The 15,408-nt window shown below is 50.8% G+C and carries 13 protein-coding genes and 1 riboswitch; of the genes, 11 read left to right on the forward strand and 2 right to left on the reverse strand.

Going from position 1 to position 15,408, the window contains the following annotated elements:
• Positions 1-7 precede the first annotated feature (7 nt).
• Together ABGV42_RS31555 and ABGV42_RS31560 are read left to right on the forward strand one after the other, a co-directional pair.
• On the forward strand, positions 8-568 hold the full coding sequence (locus ABGV42_RS31555; RefSeq protein WP_347385191.1) for a hypothetical protein: 561 nt from the start codon (positions 8-10) through the stop codon (positions 566-568).
• A gap of 132 nt (positions 569-700) precedes the next feature.
• Positions 701-1,129 carry a VOC family protein gene (locus ABGV42_RS31560; RefSeq protein WP_347385192.1) on the forward strand — a complete coding sequence of 143 codons (429 nt, stop codon included), beginning with the start codon at positions 701-703 and terminating at the stop codon, positions 1,127-1,129.
• 81 nt (positions 1,130-1,210) lie between these two features.
• Here ABGV42_RS31560 and ABGV42_RS31565 read toward each other — a convergent pair whose 3' ends face one another.
• Complete coding sequence (locus ABGV42_RS31565; RefSeq protein ID WP_347385193.1) at positions 1,211-2,068, reverse strand: hypothetical protein; 858 nt, start codon at positions 2,066-2,068, stop codon at positions 1,211-1,213.
• Between the two features lie 195 nt (positions 2,069-2,263).
• Between ABGV42_RS31565 and ytxJ the strand changes: the two genes are divergently transcribed.
• The 8 genes from ytxJ to ABGV42_RS31605 all read left to right on the forward strand — a co-directional run bounded on the left by ytxJ (position 2,264) and on the right by ABGV42_RS31605 (position 12,661).
• Positions 2,264-2,803 carry a bacillithiol system redox-active protein YtxJ gene (gene ytxJ, locus ABGV42_RS31570; RefSeq protein ID WP_347385194.1) on the forward strand — a complete coding sequence of 180 codons (540 nt, stop codon included), beginning with the start codon at positions 2,264-2,266 and terminating at the stop codon, positions 2,801-2,803.
• 246 nt (positions 2,804-3,049) lie between these two features.
• Complete coding sequence (locus ABGV42_RS31575) at positions 3,050-3,172, forward strand: potassium-transporting ATPase subunit F (RefSeq protein ID WP_347385195.1); 123 nt, start codon at positions 3,050-3,052, stop codon at positions 3,170-3,172.
• Positions 3,173-3,208: 36 nt separating this feature from the next.
• Positions 3,209-4,888: a potassium-transporting ATPase subunit KdpA gene (gene kdpA, locus ABGV42_RS31580; RefSeq protein ID WP_347385196.1), complete on the forward strand. Its 1,680-nt coding sequence runs from the start codon at positions 3,209-3,211 to the stop codon at positions 4,886-4,888.
• Positions 4,889-5,074: 186 nt separating this feature from the next.
• Positions 5,075-7,123: a potassium-transporting ATPase subunit KdpB gene (gene kdpB, locus ABGV42_RS31585; RefSeq protein ID WP_347385257.1), complete on the forward strand. Its 2,049-nt coding sequence runs from the start codon at positions 5,075-5,077 to the stop codon at positions 7,121-7,123.
• Positions 7,124-7,341: 218 nt separating this feature from the next.
• Positions 7,342-7,902 (forward strand): potassium-transporting ATPase subunit KdpC, encoded by a 561-nt coding sequence (gene kdpC / locus ABGV42_RS31590; RefSeq protein ID WP_347385197.1) that lies wholly within the window; start codon positions 7,342-7,344, stop codon positions 7,900-7,902.
• A 130-nt stretch (positions 7,903-8,032) separates the two neighbouring features.
• A complete protein-coding gene (locus tag ABGV42_RS31595) occupies positions 8,033-10,372 on the forward strand; it encodes a histidine kinase (RefSeq protein WP_347385198.1) in 2,340 nt (779 codons plus the stop codon).
• A gap of 8 nt (positions 10,373-10,380) precedes the next feature.
• Positions 10,381-11,961, forward strand: coding sequence for an ATP-binding protein (locus tag ABGV42_RS31600; RefSeq protein ID WP_347385199.1), 1,581 nt, complete (start codon positions 10,381-10,383; stop codon positions 11,959-11,961).
• 1 nt (position 11,962) lies between these two features.
• Positions 11,963-12,661, forward strand: coding sequence for a response regulator (locus tag ABGV42_RS31605; RefSeq protein WP_347385200.1), 699 nt, complete (start codon positions 11,963-11,965; stop codon positions 12,659-12,661).
• Positions 12,662-12,768: 107 nt separating this feature from the next.
• On the opposite strand, the gene ABGV42_RS31610 is transcribed toward ABGV42_RS31605, so the two are convergent.
• Entirely contained in the window at positions 12,769-14,070 is a 1,302-nt protein-coding gene (locus ABGV42_RS31610; protein WP_347385201.1) for an alpha-glucosidase/alpha-galactosidase, read from the reverse strand.
• A gap of 192 nt (positions 14,071-14,262) precedes the next feature.
• Between ABGV42_RS31610 and ABGV42_RS31615 the strand changes: the two genes are divergently transcribed.
• Positions 14,263-15,090 carry an AraC family transcriptional regulator gene (locus tag ABGV42_RS31615; RefSeq protein WP_347385202.1) on the forward strand — a complete coding sequence of 276 codons (828 nt, stop codon included), beginning with the start codon at positions 14,263-14,265 and terminating at the stop codon, positions 15,088-15,090.
• Positions 15,091-15,170: 80 nt separating this feature from the next.
• A riboswitch (cobalamin riboswitch) is annotated at positions 15,171-15,360 on the forward strand.
• The last annotated feature ends 48 nt before the right edge of the window (positions 15,361-15,408 follow it).

The following is a 15,408-nucleotide window of genomic DNA, read 5'->3' on the forward strand; positions in this document are numbered from 1 at the left end:
GATAAACATGGCGAACCTGCTATCGAGATGGTTGTACCATTGGGTGAATTGGAAATGGGTTTTGATTGCAATCCTGATCTTTGCCGGCTTTATAATATTCATTTTGCCGTGGCAAGCAGAGCAGTCCGAGAAAGCAACGGGCAAAGGGGCATCACCGGACTCGTCCTTCTTGTATTCTGCTGAAGATCTGTACCAAATGGCCGAACAGTACGGAGAAACAGGGCGGCGTGCTTACATAGAAGCACGGTTTACCTTTGATCTCCTCTGGCCGCTGGCCTATCTGTTTCTGCTGGTGATGCTTATATCCATGCTTTATCGCGTGTTCCCTGTAAAGAGTCACTGGCGCAAGATCAATCTGCTTCCCGTTGGAGGCTGGGCCATGGATATGCTTGAGAATATAGGTGCTTCCATTACGATGCTTCGTTATCCTGGACGTACACCCGTGGTAGCGGAAATAACGCCGATCTTCACCCTCTTGAAATGGTGTCTGATCTATGCCAGCTTCGCGGCGCTTGTACCGGGAATCATTATTGTGGTGATCCATTATATCAGGAGAGTCCGGGGATAAGATCCGACCGGAGAGGGTATTGCTTTAAAGAAGGAAATACCTGCTTGTCAAAGGACAACCTGTCCTATATACTCATGTCGCAAGCGGCATGAATGGTTAGTGAAAACATGAGCTTAAGGAGATGAAAAACGCATGGCGATTAGTTTGAATGTGTATCTTGTAACGGATGGAAATGGAAAGGAAGCAGTTGCGTTCTACAAAGAGGTTTTTAATGCAGAGGTGTTGGCAATTCAGACATTTGGTGAAGGTCCGTCAAGTCCGGATCACCCGATTCCCCCAGAAGCCAAGGATCGCATCATGCATGCTTCTCTGCAGATCGGGGGCTCTGTGCTCATGTTGTCGGATACGTTCCCGGGCATGCCACATGTCATTGGTAACAACATTAGTATTACCGTGAATACGGATACCGCAGATGAAGCCAAACAAATTTTCAGCAAACTTGAAGATGGCGGAGAGGTGAAAATGCCGATCCAGGAGACGTTCTGGAGCCCAGCCTACGGCATGGTTACGGACAAGTACGGCGTTCAGTTCCAAATTAGCTGTGCACCCGGTCAAGCGTAGCCATCTGCCTTCGATCTATCCTTAATAAGCAAGACCTCCACTGCCTGATTTCATCACGCGAGCTGGAGGTCTTTTTTTGGCTTAGACTTGCTTTTGAATCTTGGAAGGATTGTTGATCTTATAGGGAACCGGATTTCGGGTCAGCTTCTTTTTGATCATTTTCGCTTCAAACGTAAGGACATCCCCGACTTCAAGCTCAAGCTTTTTCATCGTGGCACTGTGGCTGGACCAGGCTTCGCCAATATCAACGTGATCAGGCTCGGTGATCGCCACGCCTTCATAAACGATGACCTCATCATCATTGTCCGAGAAATGGTTCGGAACCGTTGTAAATTCCTTGACGACTGCAGTCATTTTCACTTTGCCTTCAGGTAGGTCAATTTTGACCGATTTCGTCTTGCTTGCCGTCTTCGCCTTCGGTTTCACTTCACTGCTTGTCCCGCCTTGTGGGCCAACATATTCCTCAACGAGTCCATCCGGGTCACCTTTCAGTCCGGAATGGCTTCCCTCGGCATCGATGTCCATGTCATTCAGATCGGATGGAATATCGTCCGAATCGGATATTGTATCCACGGCGACTGAAGCAGTGACCGCATGAGCTGTGTCCTCTGTTTGGGATGCGTTCAATGGCTCATTGGCCTTATCCGTTTCTGCTCCCGTCACGGGTCTCACATTGTAGCTCGACGCTTGCATCTCTTTCAGATAAGAGGGATGAATGCAGTGTTTCTGTTCATTATCCAACTGGATGACTGCTGCCATATGATCCACATAACCAACGATGGTACAGGGCATGTTCAGTCCGTTTCCTTTATAGTAGAACGTTTTGAGCTTGGTTGCTTTACCCGAAAGCAGGCCCCACTCCTGGCACTTTTCGATGAGTTCCTCATCGTTATCCAGGGGAATGTAATGCTGGGGCTCTATCATAAAAGCATATGTCATTTCGTGATTCCGCCTTTCCAATTGTTTCTCCATTCATCGTTTCCAATTTACAATCAGTGTATCACAAGTATATACCCGGAGATGCATTTTATAAAAGTCGACCAAAGCACGCCTATGGTATAATTTTAGGAGAATACAGAACAGGAAACTTGTTACTGAACTTTAATATACATATCCTCTGAAAGGATGATCACAATGGAGAAAAAAGTGAATCCCCAAGCCCTATGGCTTGGGCTGGGCTTAGCACTCGGAGTGAGTATTGGCACGGCAACCGATCAGCTTGCGCTCGGTATTGCCTTTGGCATGGCCCTTGGAGTCGTGATTGGTTCAGTGGTAAGCAAACGGACTGCCATCGGGACGGAAGATATGCTGATGGAGCATGTCCGTGAACTCCGCAGACAGGAAGACTGGGAAGAGGCACTTCAACGTTCGGAAGATCATCCTGTACTCATTCTGAAGCACAGCACCACTTGTCCGATCAGCGCGAGGGCGTACAGAGAGTTTATGGCGTTTGTGGGCTCCAGTGCGTCAGATCCCAAACAGCAGATGGACTATCATATCGTCAAAGTCATCGAGAATCGGCCGCTTTCCCGCCGGATTGCGGAGGAAACAGAAGTGCATCATGAATCACCGCAGGTGCTGCTCCTGGATCAAGGGCAGGTCATCAAGCATACATCTCACGGCAAAATCACGAAGAAGAGACTGCTGCAATGGGCACAGAATCCATTTGGATAAAGATCAAATTACCGATAGACCCGTTTTCTTTCAGCCAATGGCGAAGGAGCGGGTCTATTTTTACGTCTTTTTTACACCCTGGCAGGGATTTCTTTACCCCCTTTTTACAGCGTTACGGTATAAGATTTTACACGTAGCAGGTTGATAGAACGGTAGAGAGAGGGAGGAAGGTCGTATGGTGAATGATGCTGCGATGATCGGATTGGTTGCGCTGTTGTTCGTGGTGTTCTGGGGTTTCATTAAGTTTTGCGAGAAAGCCTAGGGCTCATAGCCAGAGAGGGGAAGGTGCATGTGACCGTTATAGGATTGATTGTGCTGGCACTCATGGTCTATCTGGGCTATGTGCTGGTGAAACCGGAGAAATTCTGAATGATTTGGATCGCAGATTAGGGAGGAACTATGGATATGGGTAGCGGTTTAGTACAAGTAGCGGTCACGCTGCTGATCATCATACTGCTGGTGAAACCGGTGGGTAGTTATCTGGTCAACGTATTCGATGGCAAGCGAACAGGACTGGACCGGATATTTGACGGACCAGAGCGACTGCTGTATCGATTAATGGGGGTTCGGGAGAATGAGTCGATGGGCTGGAGAAAGTACCTGTCAGCCGTGCTCATTTCCAACTTCGTGATGTTGATATTGATGTTTCTGGTGCTGCGGCTGCAGCAATTTTTGCCGCTCAATCCGGACGGCATCAGCAACATGCCTGCAGCGCAGGCGTTTAATACGGCTGCTTCCTTCATGACCAATACCAACTGGCAGTCGTATACAGGCGAGAATGCCCTATCGTATCTGTCACAGATGCTGGCCGTGACGTTCCCGATGTTTACATCGGCGGCAACGGGCTTCGCCGTGGCGATTGCGTTCATCCGCGGACTGGTTGGCCGGAGGGATGAACTGGGGAACTTCTATGTCGACCTGGTACGGTCGATTACAAGGATTTTTTTGCCGCTGAGCTTCATTGTGGCGTTATTCCTGGTCTTTCAAGGTGTGCCGCAGACGCTGGCGGGAGCAGTGCACGCGACTACGATGGAAGGTGCAGAGCAGACGATTACTCGTGGACTGGTAGCTTCGCTGGAATCGATCAAACACATTGGTACGAATGGCGGCGGCTGGTTCGGAACCAATGCGGCCCATCCATTTGAAAATCCAACCGCGCTGGCGAATTTGGTCCACATTGTCTGCATGATGCTGCTGCCCACTGCACTGGTATATGCCTTCGGCCTGATGGTAAACAACCGGAAGCAAGGCTTGGCGTTATTTGCAGCGATGAGTTTTCTGTTCCTCGTGATGCTCACGACCGTATTTGTATCGGAATACCGCGGTGTGCCTGCACTGGATGCTACCGGCATTCAAGGGAACATGGAGGGAAAAGAGGTCAGGTTCGGGATATCCGAATCGGCGCTATTTACGGCAGTGACCACAGCTGCGACAACGGGATCGGTCAACAACATGCATGAGTCGCTCACGCCACTCGGCGGAATGGTGGCACTAGCCGAAATGATGCTTAATAACGTATTTGGCGGTAAAGGGGTAGGCTTGCTCAACGGATTGCTGTACGTCATTCTGACGGTGTTTATTTCCGGGCTGATGGTAGGACGGACACCTGAATTTCTGGGCAAAAAAATTGAGGGGAAGGAAGTAAAGCTCGCATCTATTGCGCTGCTGATTCATCCCTTGATCATTTTGGCTCCTACTGCGCTGGCGCTTATGCGTCCGGAGTCGGTAGCCTCGATCTCCAATTCAGGCATGCATGGCCTGACGGAAGTGCTGTATGCTTTTGCATCGGGAGCTGCCAATAACGGGTCCGCCTTTGCCGGACTGAATGCCAATACGGACTTTTACAATATCACCATTGGTGTGGTGATGCTCCTGGGAAGGTACATTTCGATGATTGCCATGCTCGCGATAGCAGGATCACTGGCAACAAAGCGAGTGGTTCCGGTAACAATGGGTACACTTCGCACGCACACGCCTCTATTTGCAGGGATTCTGGTGATGATGATTGTTGTGGTCGGAGCGCTCACCTTTTTTCCATCACTGGCGCTAGGACCGATCGCTGAGCATTTGGCGATGCTCCGGTAACGGAGGGAGAGTCTCTCGAATGGAATACGGGAAGTACAGCAAGGACGTTAAGCATGGAGGTGCACGAGATTAATGGGTGCTATTGAGCGAAAGAAGGAACACATGGTGCAAGGAACAGGTACACAAACAATCACTGAAATGAACAAAGAATCTTATAAATCCAACAGTAATGGTGGGGGGAAGGAGATGGGACCCCAGCATCAAGGTCCAGGCAACCGGAGATTAAGCGGGGACATCGTACGGCAGGCCGCTCTGGATGCCTTTAAGAAACTTAATCCGGTAGTCATGATCAAAAATCCCGTCATGTTTATCGTGGAAGTCGGCACCTTCATCACATTGCTGTTATGTATCGATCCGGATCTTTTTGCTGTATCGGAAGCGGGACGAGGATATAACATTGCGGTGTTCCTGATCCTGTTGTTCACGCTGCTTTTTGCCAATTTTGCCGAAGCGCTGGCCGAAGGCCGGGGCAAAGCACAGGCAGATACGCTGCGTAAGACGAAGTCGGATACGACCGCCAGATTGGTGCAAAAAGATGGGACCATTCGGCAAGTATCATCGACTCAGTTGAAAAAGGGAGATATCGTCCGCGTGGAAGCGGGAGAACTGATCCCTACGGACGGCGAGATTATTGAAGGATTGGCCTCCATTGACGAATCGGCCATCACGGGTGAATCGGCACCGGTCATCAAGGAAGCAGGCGGTGATTTTTCCTCCGTAACGGGAGGCACACGGGTCACTTCCGACTATATCGTCATGCGGGTACAGACCGATCCGGGAGAATCCTTCCTTGACCGGATGATTTCCTTGGTTGAAGGTGCACAGCGCCAGAAAACGCCAAATGAAATTGCGCTGACCACGCTCCTGGCCGTGTTAACCCTGATTTTCCTGATTGTCATTCTGACGATGGTACCGATGGCGAATTATCTGGGCATCCGGCTTGATTTGGCTACATTAATCGCCCTGCTCGTCTGCCTAATTCCCACAACGATTGGTGGCCTATTATCCGCTATCGGGATTGCGGGAATGGACCGGGTCACGCAGTTCAACGTGCTTGCCATGTCAGGGAAAGCGGTGGAAGCAGCAGGGGATATTGATACGCTGATTCTCGACAAGACCGGAACGATTACGTACGGAAATCGCATGGCCTCCGAGTTCATTCCCGTTCAGGATGTGACCGTGCAGGAGATGACCCGGGCAGCGCTGCAGGCTTCGGTGCGTGACGAGACGCCGGAAGGTCGCTCCGTGGTAGAGCTTGCAGGCAAGCAGGGTGAGCGCTGGCTGGAGCAGGAATATGCAGATGCAGAGAATGTGGAATTCACCGCAGAGACTCGCATGTCTGGTCTCAATCTTGGCAGCGGAATGCAGATTCGCAAGGGTGCAGTCGATGCCCTCAAGCGTTATATTGCCTCCCGGGGCGCACGAATTCCTGCTGATTTGGATGACATTGCTCATCGTATTGCCAAGGCTGGAGGCACCCCTCTTGCCGTTGCCATCGATGAACGGATCTACGGTGTGATCTACCTGAAGGATACAGTGAAGCCTGGTCTGAAGGAGAAGTTCGCCGAGATGCGATCCATGGGCATCAAAACGATCATGTGTACAGGCGACAATCCACTCACGGCAGCCACGATTGCGCTGGAAGCGGGCGTAGATGATTTTATTGCTGAAGCGAAGCCGGAAGACAAGATTGCCGCGATCAAAAAAGAGCAGCAGGCAGGCAAGCTCGTCGCCATGACCGGCGATGGCACCAATGATGCGCCTGCACTGGCGCAGGCCGATGTGGGCCTGGCGATGAATTCGGGGACCATGGCGGCCAAGGAAGCGGCCAACATGATTGATCTGGATTCCGACCCGACCAAGCTGCTGTCGGTGGTCTCCATTGGCAAGCAGCTGCTGATCACACGCGGAGCGCTGACCACGTTTTCGATTTCAAATGATATTGCGAAATACTTTGCCATTATCCCGGCCATGTTTATTATCGCTATGCCGCAGCTTCAATCGCTGAATATTATGAATCTGGCTTCCCCGCAATCGGCTATTCTGTCGGCATTGATTTTTAACGCAATCATTATTCCGCTGCTCATTCCGATTGCGATGGAGGGTGTGAAGTACCGGGCCATGTCAGCTGAGCGGCTGCTCGGGCGTAATGTGTTGATCTATGGTGTGGGTGGCGTGATTGTGCCCTTTATCGGGATTAAGCTGATTGACCTGATTCTTTCGGGGCTGCTTTAACCATAAATTAAAAGAAATTTGGATTTACACGCTAACGGAGAGTACAGAACCAGTCTGTAGAAACGAAGTGTTCGCCTTTATCCACGGATTTTCCCCATTAGGAGAATAGTTCAAAAAATTCGGGGATAACAGCGATTGGAAGATGGTGCTGTAATCGAAGTGATACAGTGTAACGCTCAGTATTTGTTTTAAAATAACGAATTCAGGATGTGACTGATATGAAAACAATACTGCCCGCCATCCGCTTATCTGTCGTGCTTATGCTGATCTGCGGCGTCGTGTATCCGCTCGTGACGACTGCTGCGGCACAACTGCTTTTTCCCGCAGAAGCGAATGGAAGCCTGATTACCCAAAACGGAAAAGTGATCGGTTCATCCCTGCTGGCGCAGGAAGTGAAATCACCGGCCATGTTCCAGCCCCGGGCATCTAACGCGGGCTATGATCCGACGGCATCGGCAGGCTCCAATCGGGCTGTAGCCTCGGAGGAGTATATCGATGAGATGAAAGAAAAGATTGCGCAGCTTCGGCAGGAAAATCCGGCATTACAGACGATTCCTCCCGACCTGGTGACAGGCTCGGGATCAGGTCTGGATCCTGACCTTTCACCAGAAGCGGCGAAAGCACAGATCCCGCGAATTAGTCAGGCGACTGGCCTTAGTGAGCAGCAGCTCTTAGAACTTGTGGAAGCTCATGTCCAAGGGCGCCAGCTCGGCATATTCGGTGAGCCGCGTGTCAATGTGACTGCACTGAATCTGGCGCTGACAGCAGAGCTAAATTAGCTGCAGGAACGTATCAGAATTCAAGGCAGAATCAACTTGCATTGTCTATCTATCGTTGGCCTTCTTCCGGATTTCGGAAGGGGCCTTCTCCATTTTTGAATGAATTGGAATGGAAAGGAGACATAAACGGATGGAGGAAAGCTTCAAGCGAAGATCACCCGAGGACATTCTGAAGATGATTACGAAGCTGCAGCAGGGCACGCTCACCATCTATATCGGTCCGGTCAGCGGTTCAGGCAAAACCTATCATATGTTAAGAGAGGGGAATACGCTGCGCCAGCAAGGCATTGACGTCGTGATCTGCGCGGTATCGACCATGCAAAGACCGGAAACGGTAGAACAGCTCGGCGAGCTCGAACGGATTCCAAGTATCCACTGGCGCCGTCAGAGAGATGGCATGGAGATGAAGGATCTGAACCTGGAGGCGCTGCTGGAGCGCAATCCGGAGGTGGTGCTGGTCGACGGGCTGGCGCATAGAAACCGGGAGGGAGCTCTTCATGCTACAAGACTGGAGGATATTCAGTACCTGCTGAAACACAACATCAATGTCATCACAACGGTGAACGTCTACGAGCTGGATGGGTATACCCAGCTGGCCCGTAAACTCACAGGTGTTGCGGCAGAGCATACCGTTCCTGCGGGTACCCTTGAATTGGCCGACGAAGTGAAGCTGATTGATGTGACACCAGAAACGATTTTGACCCGGCTTGCTGAAGGGCATTTGAAGGGGCACACAGGAGAAGCTCTGTTTAGGCAGGGTAATCTGGGCATTCTACGGGAACTGGCGCTGAAACTCGTTGCCGAAGGAGTTAATGAATCGCTGCGGGAACTCCGGGAAGAGATGGGCATTACCGTGACAACAGGCATCATGGAACGGGTGCTGGTGTCGACCCAATATCATTGGAATGGATCGATTTATATCCGCCGGGGGCAGCAGATTGCGAACAGATTGAATGGTGATTTATACGTGGTGACTTTTCGCGACATGAAGAAGGTATTGACCAAGGAAGCCACTGTATTTCGCCGGAACATGATCAAGCTGGTGGAGAAGTTTGGGGGAGCGTTCGAGGAATTGCCCATGACGCATCGCCGCACGATTTCATCCATCTTGGCACGTTATGCAGCCAGGCAGCAGATTACACGTATTGTGATGGGGCACTCGCGCCATACCCGCTGGCAGGAGCTATGGCAAGGGTCAGTCATCAATTCGCTTCTCCACAGGCTGAAGGGGGTAGATCTGTTCCTGCTCGCAGACCGGACCGAACTAGATGGCGAACGGGTGCTTCCAGCGAAACTGCCCGATACCCGCAGCACCACCTATCGCAGATTAAGCGATCACGAAGTAAAGAAACAGATTGGCCAGATTCAGCGGGGCAAATTCAAAGTATACATTGGTGCAGCTCCGGGCGTAGGCAAAACTTATATGATGCTGAGGGAAGGCAACGATCTGCTCCGCAAAGGCATTGATGTCCGAATCGGCTTGCTGGAGACGCACAATCGGGCCGAGACCATGGAACAAATCGGGCAGCTGCCTTTCATTCCACGGGATCGCCTTACCTATCAGGGAGTAGCATTGGAGGAAATGGACACAGAGGCCATTCTTCGCCTTTGCCCTGAAGTTGTGTTGGTGGATGAACTGGCCCATACCAATGTACCCGGAAGCCTGAGGAAAAAACGCTACGAAGACGTGCTTCATCTGCTGGATGCAGGCATCTCGGTAATCACGACCGTTAACGTGCAGCATCTGGAAAGCCTAAACGATGCCGTGGAGCATATTACGGGAATTCGGGTCCGGGAAACGGTACCGGATCAGATTCTGCAGATGGCCGATGAAGTGCAGTTGATCGATGTCGCTCCACAGGCCTTGCGGCAGCGCATGCGGGAAGGTAAAATCTATGCAGCAGCCAAGGTGGAGCAGGCACTTGCGAATTTCTTCCGCATCGGCAATCTGATTGCATTGAGGGAGCTTGCCCTGCGTGAACTGGCCGATGATGTGGACGAACGGCTGGAAGCGAAGGAGCGCAAAAGTGCGCTTCGGGGTCCTTGGCGAAGACAGGAAGCGGTCTTTGTCTGTGTAAGCAGTGACAAACATGCGGAGCGGTTAATTCGTCGTGGTTTCCGCACGGCCTATCGGTTGAAGGCAGTCTGGCATGTATATCATGTTCATGTAGGCAAGGCGATGAGTGACGAAGTGAAGTATCAGCTGGAGGCTCTGAAACAGCTAACCGTCAGGCTGGGTGGTGAATTTCATATTCATCACAGTCCGAATCTGAGGGAAGTTTCAAGCATTTTGGCAAGCAAGGCAGCAGAGGAAAAAGCAACGCAGCTGGTGGTCGGTCAAGCGAAAAGGCTCTGGTGGCTGAATGGCTATCGTAGTGCCGGATCGGTAGTCAATCGGCTGGTACGGCTGTCCAGACATATGGATGTATTAATAGTTGCAGATTACGATTATGCTCCAAGCGGGATGTGAAAAGTACTGTGCCTGAACGAAACGCAGAAGAGAAGGGAGCTCCCCGTTTGTACCGGGTTCCCAAATATGTATGGGTCACCATTGGTATCACCTTGTTAACCCCACTGCTTCATGTCATCGGCATGAGTAATGATCTGGTTAACGTCTCACTCATTTACCTGTTTCCCATTTTGGTGAGTGCCGTTTATTGGGGACTGGGCCCTGCAATCTACGCAGCAAGTCTTAGTGTAATCATGTTTGACTTCTTTTTTGTGCCTCCGAATCTCAGTTTTACCGTTGCGGATCTGCGATATATTTTTTCTTTTGTTGTGTATTTGGCAGTGGCCGTGTTAACCGCCACACTCTCCAGCCGCTTGCGTCAGCAGCTGGAGATGGTGAGGCAACGTGAAGCCACAACCAATTCATTGTATGCGCTAAGCCGCCAGATGACGGCTGTTGCAGATTTGGATACACTGCTGCATCATATTGCCAAGCAAGTATCAGACACACTTGGTACCCAGGCTGCCGTATATTTGCCTGATACTCATGGTGAGCTGAAAGTAACGGCATCTGCTGATGACCAGGGAACCGCAGTCTGGGGTGGAGAGGAATCAGAGATCGCTATTGCCAAGTGGGTGTACAGGAATGGTGAAACTGCGGGAAAAGGTTCTTCCAGCCTGCGGGAGTCTTCCGGTCTCTACGTTCCCCTGCGTACGGAAGATCAGATACACGGCGTGCTTGCCGTCCGTATGGAGGCCAGTGATATCCAGGAGCAGCGGGAGCAGCTGCAATTGTTGGAGGCTTGTGGAGGGCTGGCGGCTAGTGCGATTGCTCGCGTCAAACTGGCAGAGGAAGCAAGAGTGGCACAGATGACCGCCGAATCAGAGCGCATTCGGACAGCGTTGCTGGACTCCGTATCCCATGAACTGCGGACGCCCTTAACGACTATTATTGGATCCGCTACAGGATTGATCGAGAATGACGCCATTTTTACCCCCGAGGATCGGAAAGAGTTGACGGGCAATATTCGGGATGGCGCCATGCGCATGAACCGGCTCGTGACCAATTTGCTGGGTATGGTAAAGCTTGAGAGCGGCATGCTGCAGCTGCAGAGAAAATGGTGTGACGTGGGGGACATGATCAGCGTGGTGTTAACGCAAGTAAGGGAATTCAGCAAGCATCGCAGCATTCGTGTGGATTTGCCTGATCAGCCGTTATTTATATGTGGAGATGAAGTGCTGCTGGAACAGGTACTGATCAATGTCGTCAGCAATGCCATTAAATACTCTCCTGACTATAGCGAGATAGTCATCACTTTTACGAGGGATGAGAGAAATGCCAAGCTGAACATCGTGGTAGCGGACACTGGCGTGGGTATTCCCGATGCCGACAGGGAGCGGATATTTGAGAAGTTTTACCGCTCAGAATCCTCCCGGCATATAACAGGCACAGGGCTAGGGCTGGCCATATGCAAAGGGATCGTTGAAGTTCACGGAGGAACGATTCGAGCAGAATCGAATCCGGGAGGCGGAACAAGAATGAGCATCTGTTTGCCCATGGAAGCTCCTGAAGCATTATTTCCCTATAGAGGACAAGGAGAGGTTGAGTAACATGACGGCATCGCAAGGGGCACGCATATTGGTTGTAGATGATGAACCACAGATTCGCAAACTGCTGAAAGTAACCCTGCAGGCTCATCAATTCGAGATTCATGAATGTGGAGATGGCGACGAGGCTGTCACTCAGGCGAGTATTGTTCATCCGGATCTGATTATACTCGATCTGGGACTGCCTGGGATGTCCGGGATGGACGTGCTGCATCGTGTCCGCGAATGGTCTCAGGTGCCCATCATTGTGCTGACGGCGAAGGAGCGCGAGGAAGACAAGATTGCTGCGCTTGACGGTGGTGCCGATGATTATGTAACGAAGCCGTTTGGCATGGGTGAACTGGTTGCCCGCATTCGGGTTGCGCTCCGCCACGTGGCGAGGACAACGGATGAACCTGTGCTGCGTTTTGGGCCTCTCACTGTAGATCTGGCACAAAGGCAGGTGGAGCTGGACGGTTTGCCGATCAAATTAACACCAACGGAGTACGATATGCTCAAGGTTCTGGCCTCGAACGCCGGCAAAATCATTACCCAGCGCCAGCTGCTGCAGCAGGTGTGGGGCGGGCATCATCACGAATCGGACAGTCATTATCTGCGGGTCTACGTGGGTCATCTGCGGAAAAAATTAAAGGAAGACCCTACGCAGCCACGATTCATTCAGACCGAGCCGGGAATAGGCTATCGCTTTTTACTTCAGGATTAGATTGAAGAGGTAAAAGAGTTCCATTCAAAAAAGCGCCGGGGCCCCAAGGATTTACAGAGGACTTCGGCGCTTTTCTGATCTTCAATAAATAAAAACTATCTTTCGTTTTAAGATGTATACTTCGGCAGCCAGTCGCCATGAGCCTCGATGAGTTCATCGCACATGGCAACGATGTCATCAATAGACAGCTCGGCAGCAGTGTGCGGATCCAGCATGGCGGCATGATAGATATGTTCCTTTTTGCCCGTCATGGCCGCTTCAATCGTCAGCAGCTGGGTGTTGATGTTGGTGCGGTTCAGTGCCGCCAGCTGCGGAGGCAGGTCGCCGATGTAAGTTGGGTTGATTCCGGATCCGTCCACCAGACATGGAACCTCGACACAGGCCTCACGAGGCAGGTTGGTAATTAGACCGGTATTCATTACATTACCGCCAATTTTGTATGGACGGTTCGTTTCCATCGCTTCCATGATGTGCGAAGCATATTCACGGCTGCGGGTATGTTCAATATTTTCACTGGTAAACAGCTTCTCGCGCATTTCCTTCCATCCTTCAATCTGGTTCACGCAGCGGCGAGGATACTCATCCAGCGGGATGTTGAAGCGTTCGATCAATTCCGGATAATTCCGTTTGATAAAGTACGGATGATACTCGGCATTATGCTCGGAAGACTCTGTTACGTAGTATCCAAAACGGTTCATCAGCTCGAAACGCACCATATCATGATGCTGCTCCTTCTGCTTCTCCCTTGCCAGGCGTTTAATCTCCGGATACAGATCCTGACCATCTCTCGTCACTTCCAGCAGCCAGGCCATATGGTTGATACCTGCAACTTTTGCAACCACACCTGTCTGGTCCATTCCCAGCGCTTCAAACAGGTGAGGCACACAGACCTGCACGCTGTGGCACAGACCTACCGTTTTGATACCTCCATGCACGTTCATGACATTGGTGAGTACGGCCATAGGATTGGTGTAGTTCAAGAACCAGGCGTCAGGGCACACTTCCTGCATGTCCCGGGCAAAGTCAAGCATGACCGGAATGGTACGCAAATTGCGGAAGATACCGCCAATGCCAAGGGTGTCAGCAATCGTCTGGCGCAGTCCGTATTTCTTCGGAATTTCAAAGTCCGTGATTGTACATGGATCATATCCGCCCACTTGAATCGCGTTAATGACATATTTGGCACCGCGCAGCGCTTCTTTGCGGTCTGTATATTTTTTTACGGCACAACGGCTTCCAAGAGAACGGCCCATACTGGTCAACAGTCGCTCCGAATCATTCAGCCGTTCGGCATCGATATCATACAAAGCCAATTCAAAATCCTGCAGTGCTTCGGTCATCATAACGTCACCTAATACATTTTTGACAAATACGGTGCTGCCTGCACCGAGAAACGTAATTTTGTTCATCTCAAGTCCAGCCTCCCTGAATAATGGTGTACCCCAACTATAGGCCGATCCGGTTTATATAACTATGGTTCAACCTCTCTCATACATGGCATAATCCCATTTTCGGTATCGCTTTCAGCTGATATTTCCCTGATTCACCTGTTATAATTTAAAATGAGAAAATAGATGCGGGGAAAGGGAAGGAGTGGGAGGATGACACCGATTGAGTTTAATGTGATGCCCATGGACTGGACACAGATGGAGCTGGTGCTGTTGTTTTTCGGCTGGCAAGCCTGCGATCCTTCTCATTATTGGGGTCCGGGGGTGCGAGATTCCTATGTGATTCATTACATTCATGAGGGATGGGGAACTGTTCATATGGAAGATAAGGAGTACCATTTAACCCAGGGTCAGGGCTTCGCCATTCTGCCAGATACCATCATTCATTATGAGGCCGATGCGAAGGAGCCTTGGACATACTCCTGGTTCGGGTTTAAGGGCGTACATGCCAAGACATTCATGCAGCGGGCAAACCTGAGTCCAGCGTGTCCTGTATTTGAAGCCAGGGATCCAAAGGTAATGGATGGTTTGTATGCAGACATGGCTCAAGCCTCATCGCGTAATGGTGGAGATGTATTCAGCCAGAGTCTGCTGTATCGTTTAATTGCCGAACTGATCTCCTCCTCACCCGAAGAGGATAAGCCGCTGAGGCCCCTATCGACCAAGGACGAATACATCAGACAAGCTGTCCAGTTTATGGAGAACAGGTACAGCCAGAAGACCTCCATCCTTGATATTGCGCAGTCCGTGCGTCTGGATCGTACATATCTGTCCGGTCTTTTTAAAGAGAAATACGGGAAATCGCTGCAGGCGTTTTTTCTGGAATACCGGATGAATCGCGCAGCAGAGCTGCTGCAGAGTTCAACGCTTTCGATCAGCGAGGTTGCCCACTCGGTGGGGTATACCGATCCGCTGTTATTTTCCAAGATGTTTAAGCGAGTCACAGGAGTTTCCCCCAAAGGATCGAGAGAGCGGGATTAGGCTGATGCGCTGTTTCAAATTTGAATAAATGCTTTGATCATTATCTGTGAGCCAGCTATACTGGTACAGAATGCATTTCAATTGAATATGTGGAACTGGGTGCTTTACCTTCGGGTAGAAGCTTAATAGGGAAGACCGGTGTAATGCCGGCGCGGTCCCGCCACTGTAACAGAGGAGTCATGCAGCGTTATGCCACTGGTTTAGGCCGGGAAGGTGCTGCAATGATGGAGATTCTGGAGCCAGGAGACCTGCCTAGTTTAACAACACAGTAGTACCTACGGGAGATAGGAAGGTGTTTAGAGAGCATGACTTTTTCTG

The sequence above is a fragment of the Paenibacillus pabuli genome (assembly GCF_039831995.1).
In the GTDB taxonomy this organism is placed as follows: domain Bacteria; phylum Bacillota; class Bacilli; order Paenibacillales; family Paenibacillaceae; genus Paenibacillus; species Paenibacillus pabuli_C.

Coding starts and splice junctions, on each gene's coding strand:
- ABGV42_RS31560 (WP_347385192.1), top strand. CDS start 701: ATGGCGATTAGTTTGAATGTGTATCTTGTAACGGATGGAAATGGAAAG.
- ABGV42_RS31565 (WP_347385193.1), bottom strand. CDS start 2,068: ATGACATATGCTTTTATGATAGAGCCCCAGCATTACATTCCCCTGGAT.
- ABGV42_RS31610 (WP_347385201.1), bottom strand. CDS start 14,070: ATGAACAAAATTACGTTTCTCGGTGCAGGCAGCACCGTATTTGTCAAA.
- ABGV42_RS31605 (WP_347385200.1), top strand. CDS start 11,963: ATGACGGCATCGCAAGGGGCACGCATATTGGTTGTAGATGATGAACCA.
- ytxJ (WP_347385194.1), top strand. CDS start 2,264: ATGGAGAAAAAAGTGAATCCCCAAGCCCTATGGCTTGGGCTGGGCTTA.
- kdpB (WP_347385257.1), top strand. CDS start 5,075: ATGGGACCCCAGCATCAAGGTCCAGGCAACCGGAGATTAAGCGGGGAC.
- ABGV42_RS31595 (WP_347385198.1), top strand. CDS start 8,033: ATGGAGGAAAGCTTCAAGCGAAGATCACCCGAGGACATTCTGAAGATG.
- kdpC (WP_347385197.1), top strand. CDS start 7,342: ATGAAAACAATACTGCCCGCCATCCGCTTATCTGTCGTGCTTATGCTG.
- kdpA (WP_347385196.1), top strand. CDS start 3,209: ATGGGTAGCGGTTTAGTACAAGTAGCGGTCACGCTGCTGATCATCATA.
- ABGV42_RS31615 (WP_347385202.1), top strand. CDS start 14,263: ATGACACCGATTGAGTTTAATGTGATGCCCATGGACTGGACACAGATG.
- ABGV42_RS31555 (WP_347385191.1), top strand. CDS start 8: ATGGCGAACCTGCTATCGAGATGGTTGTACCATTGGGTGAATTGGAAA.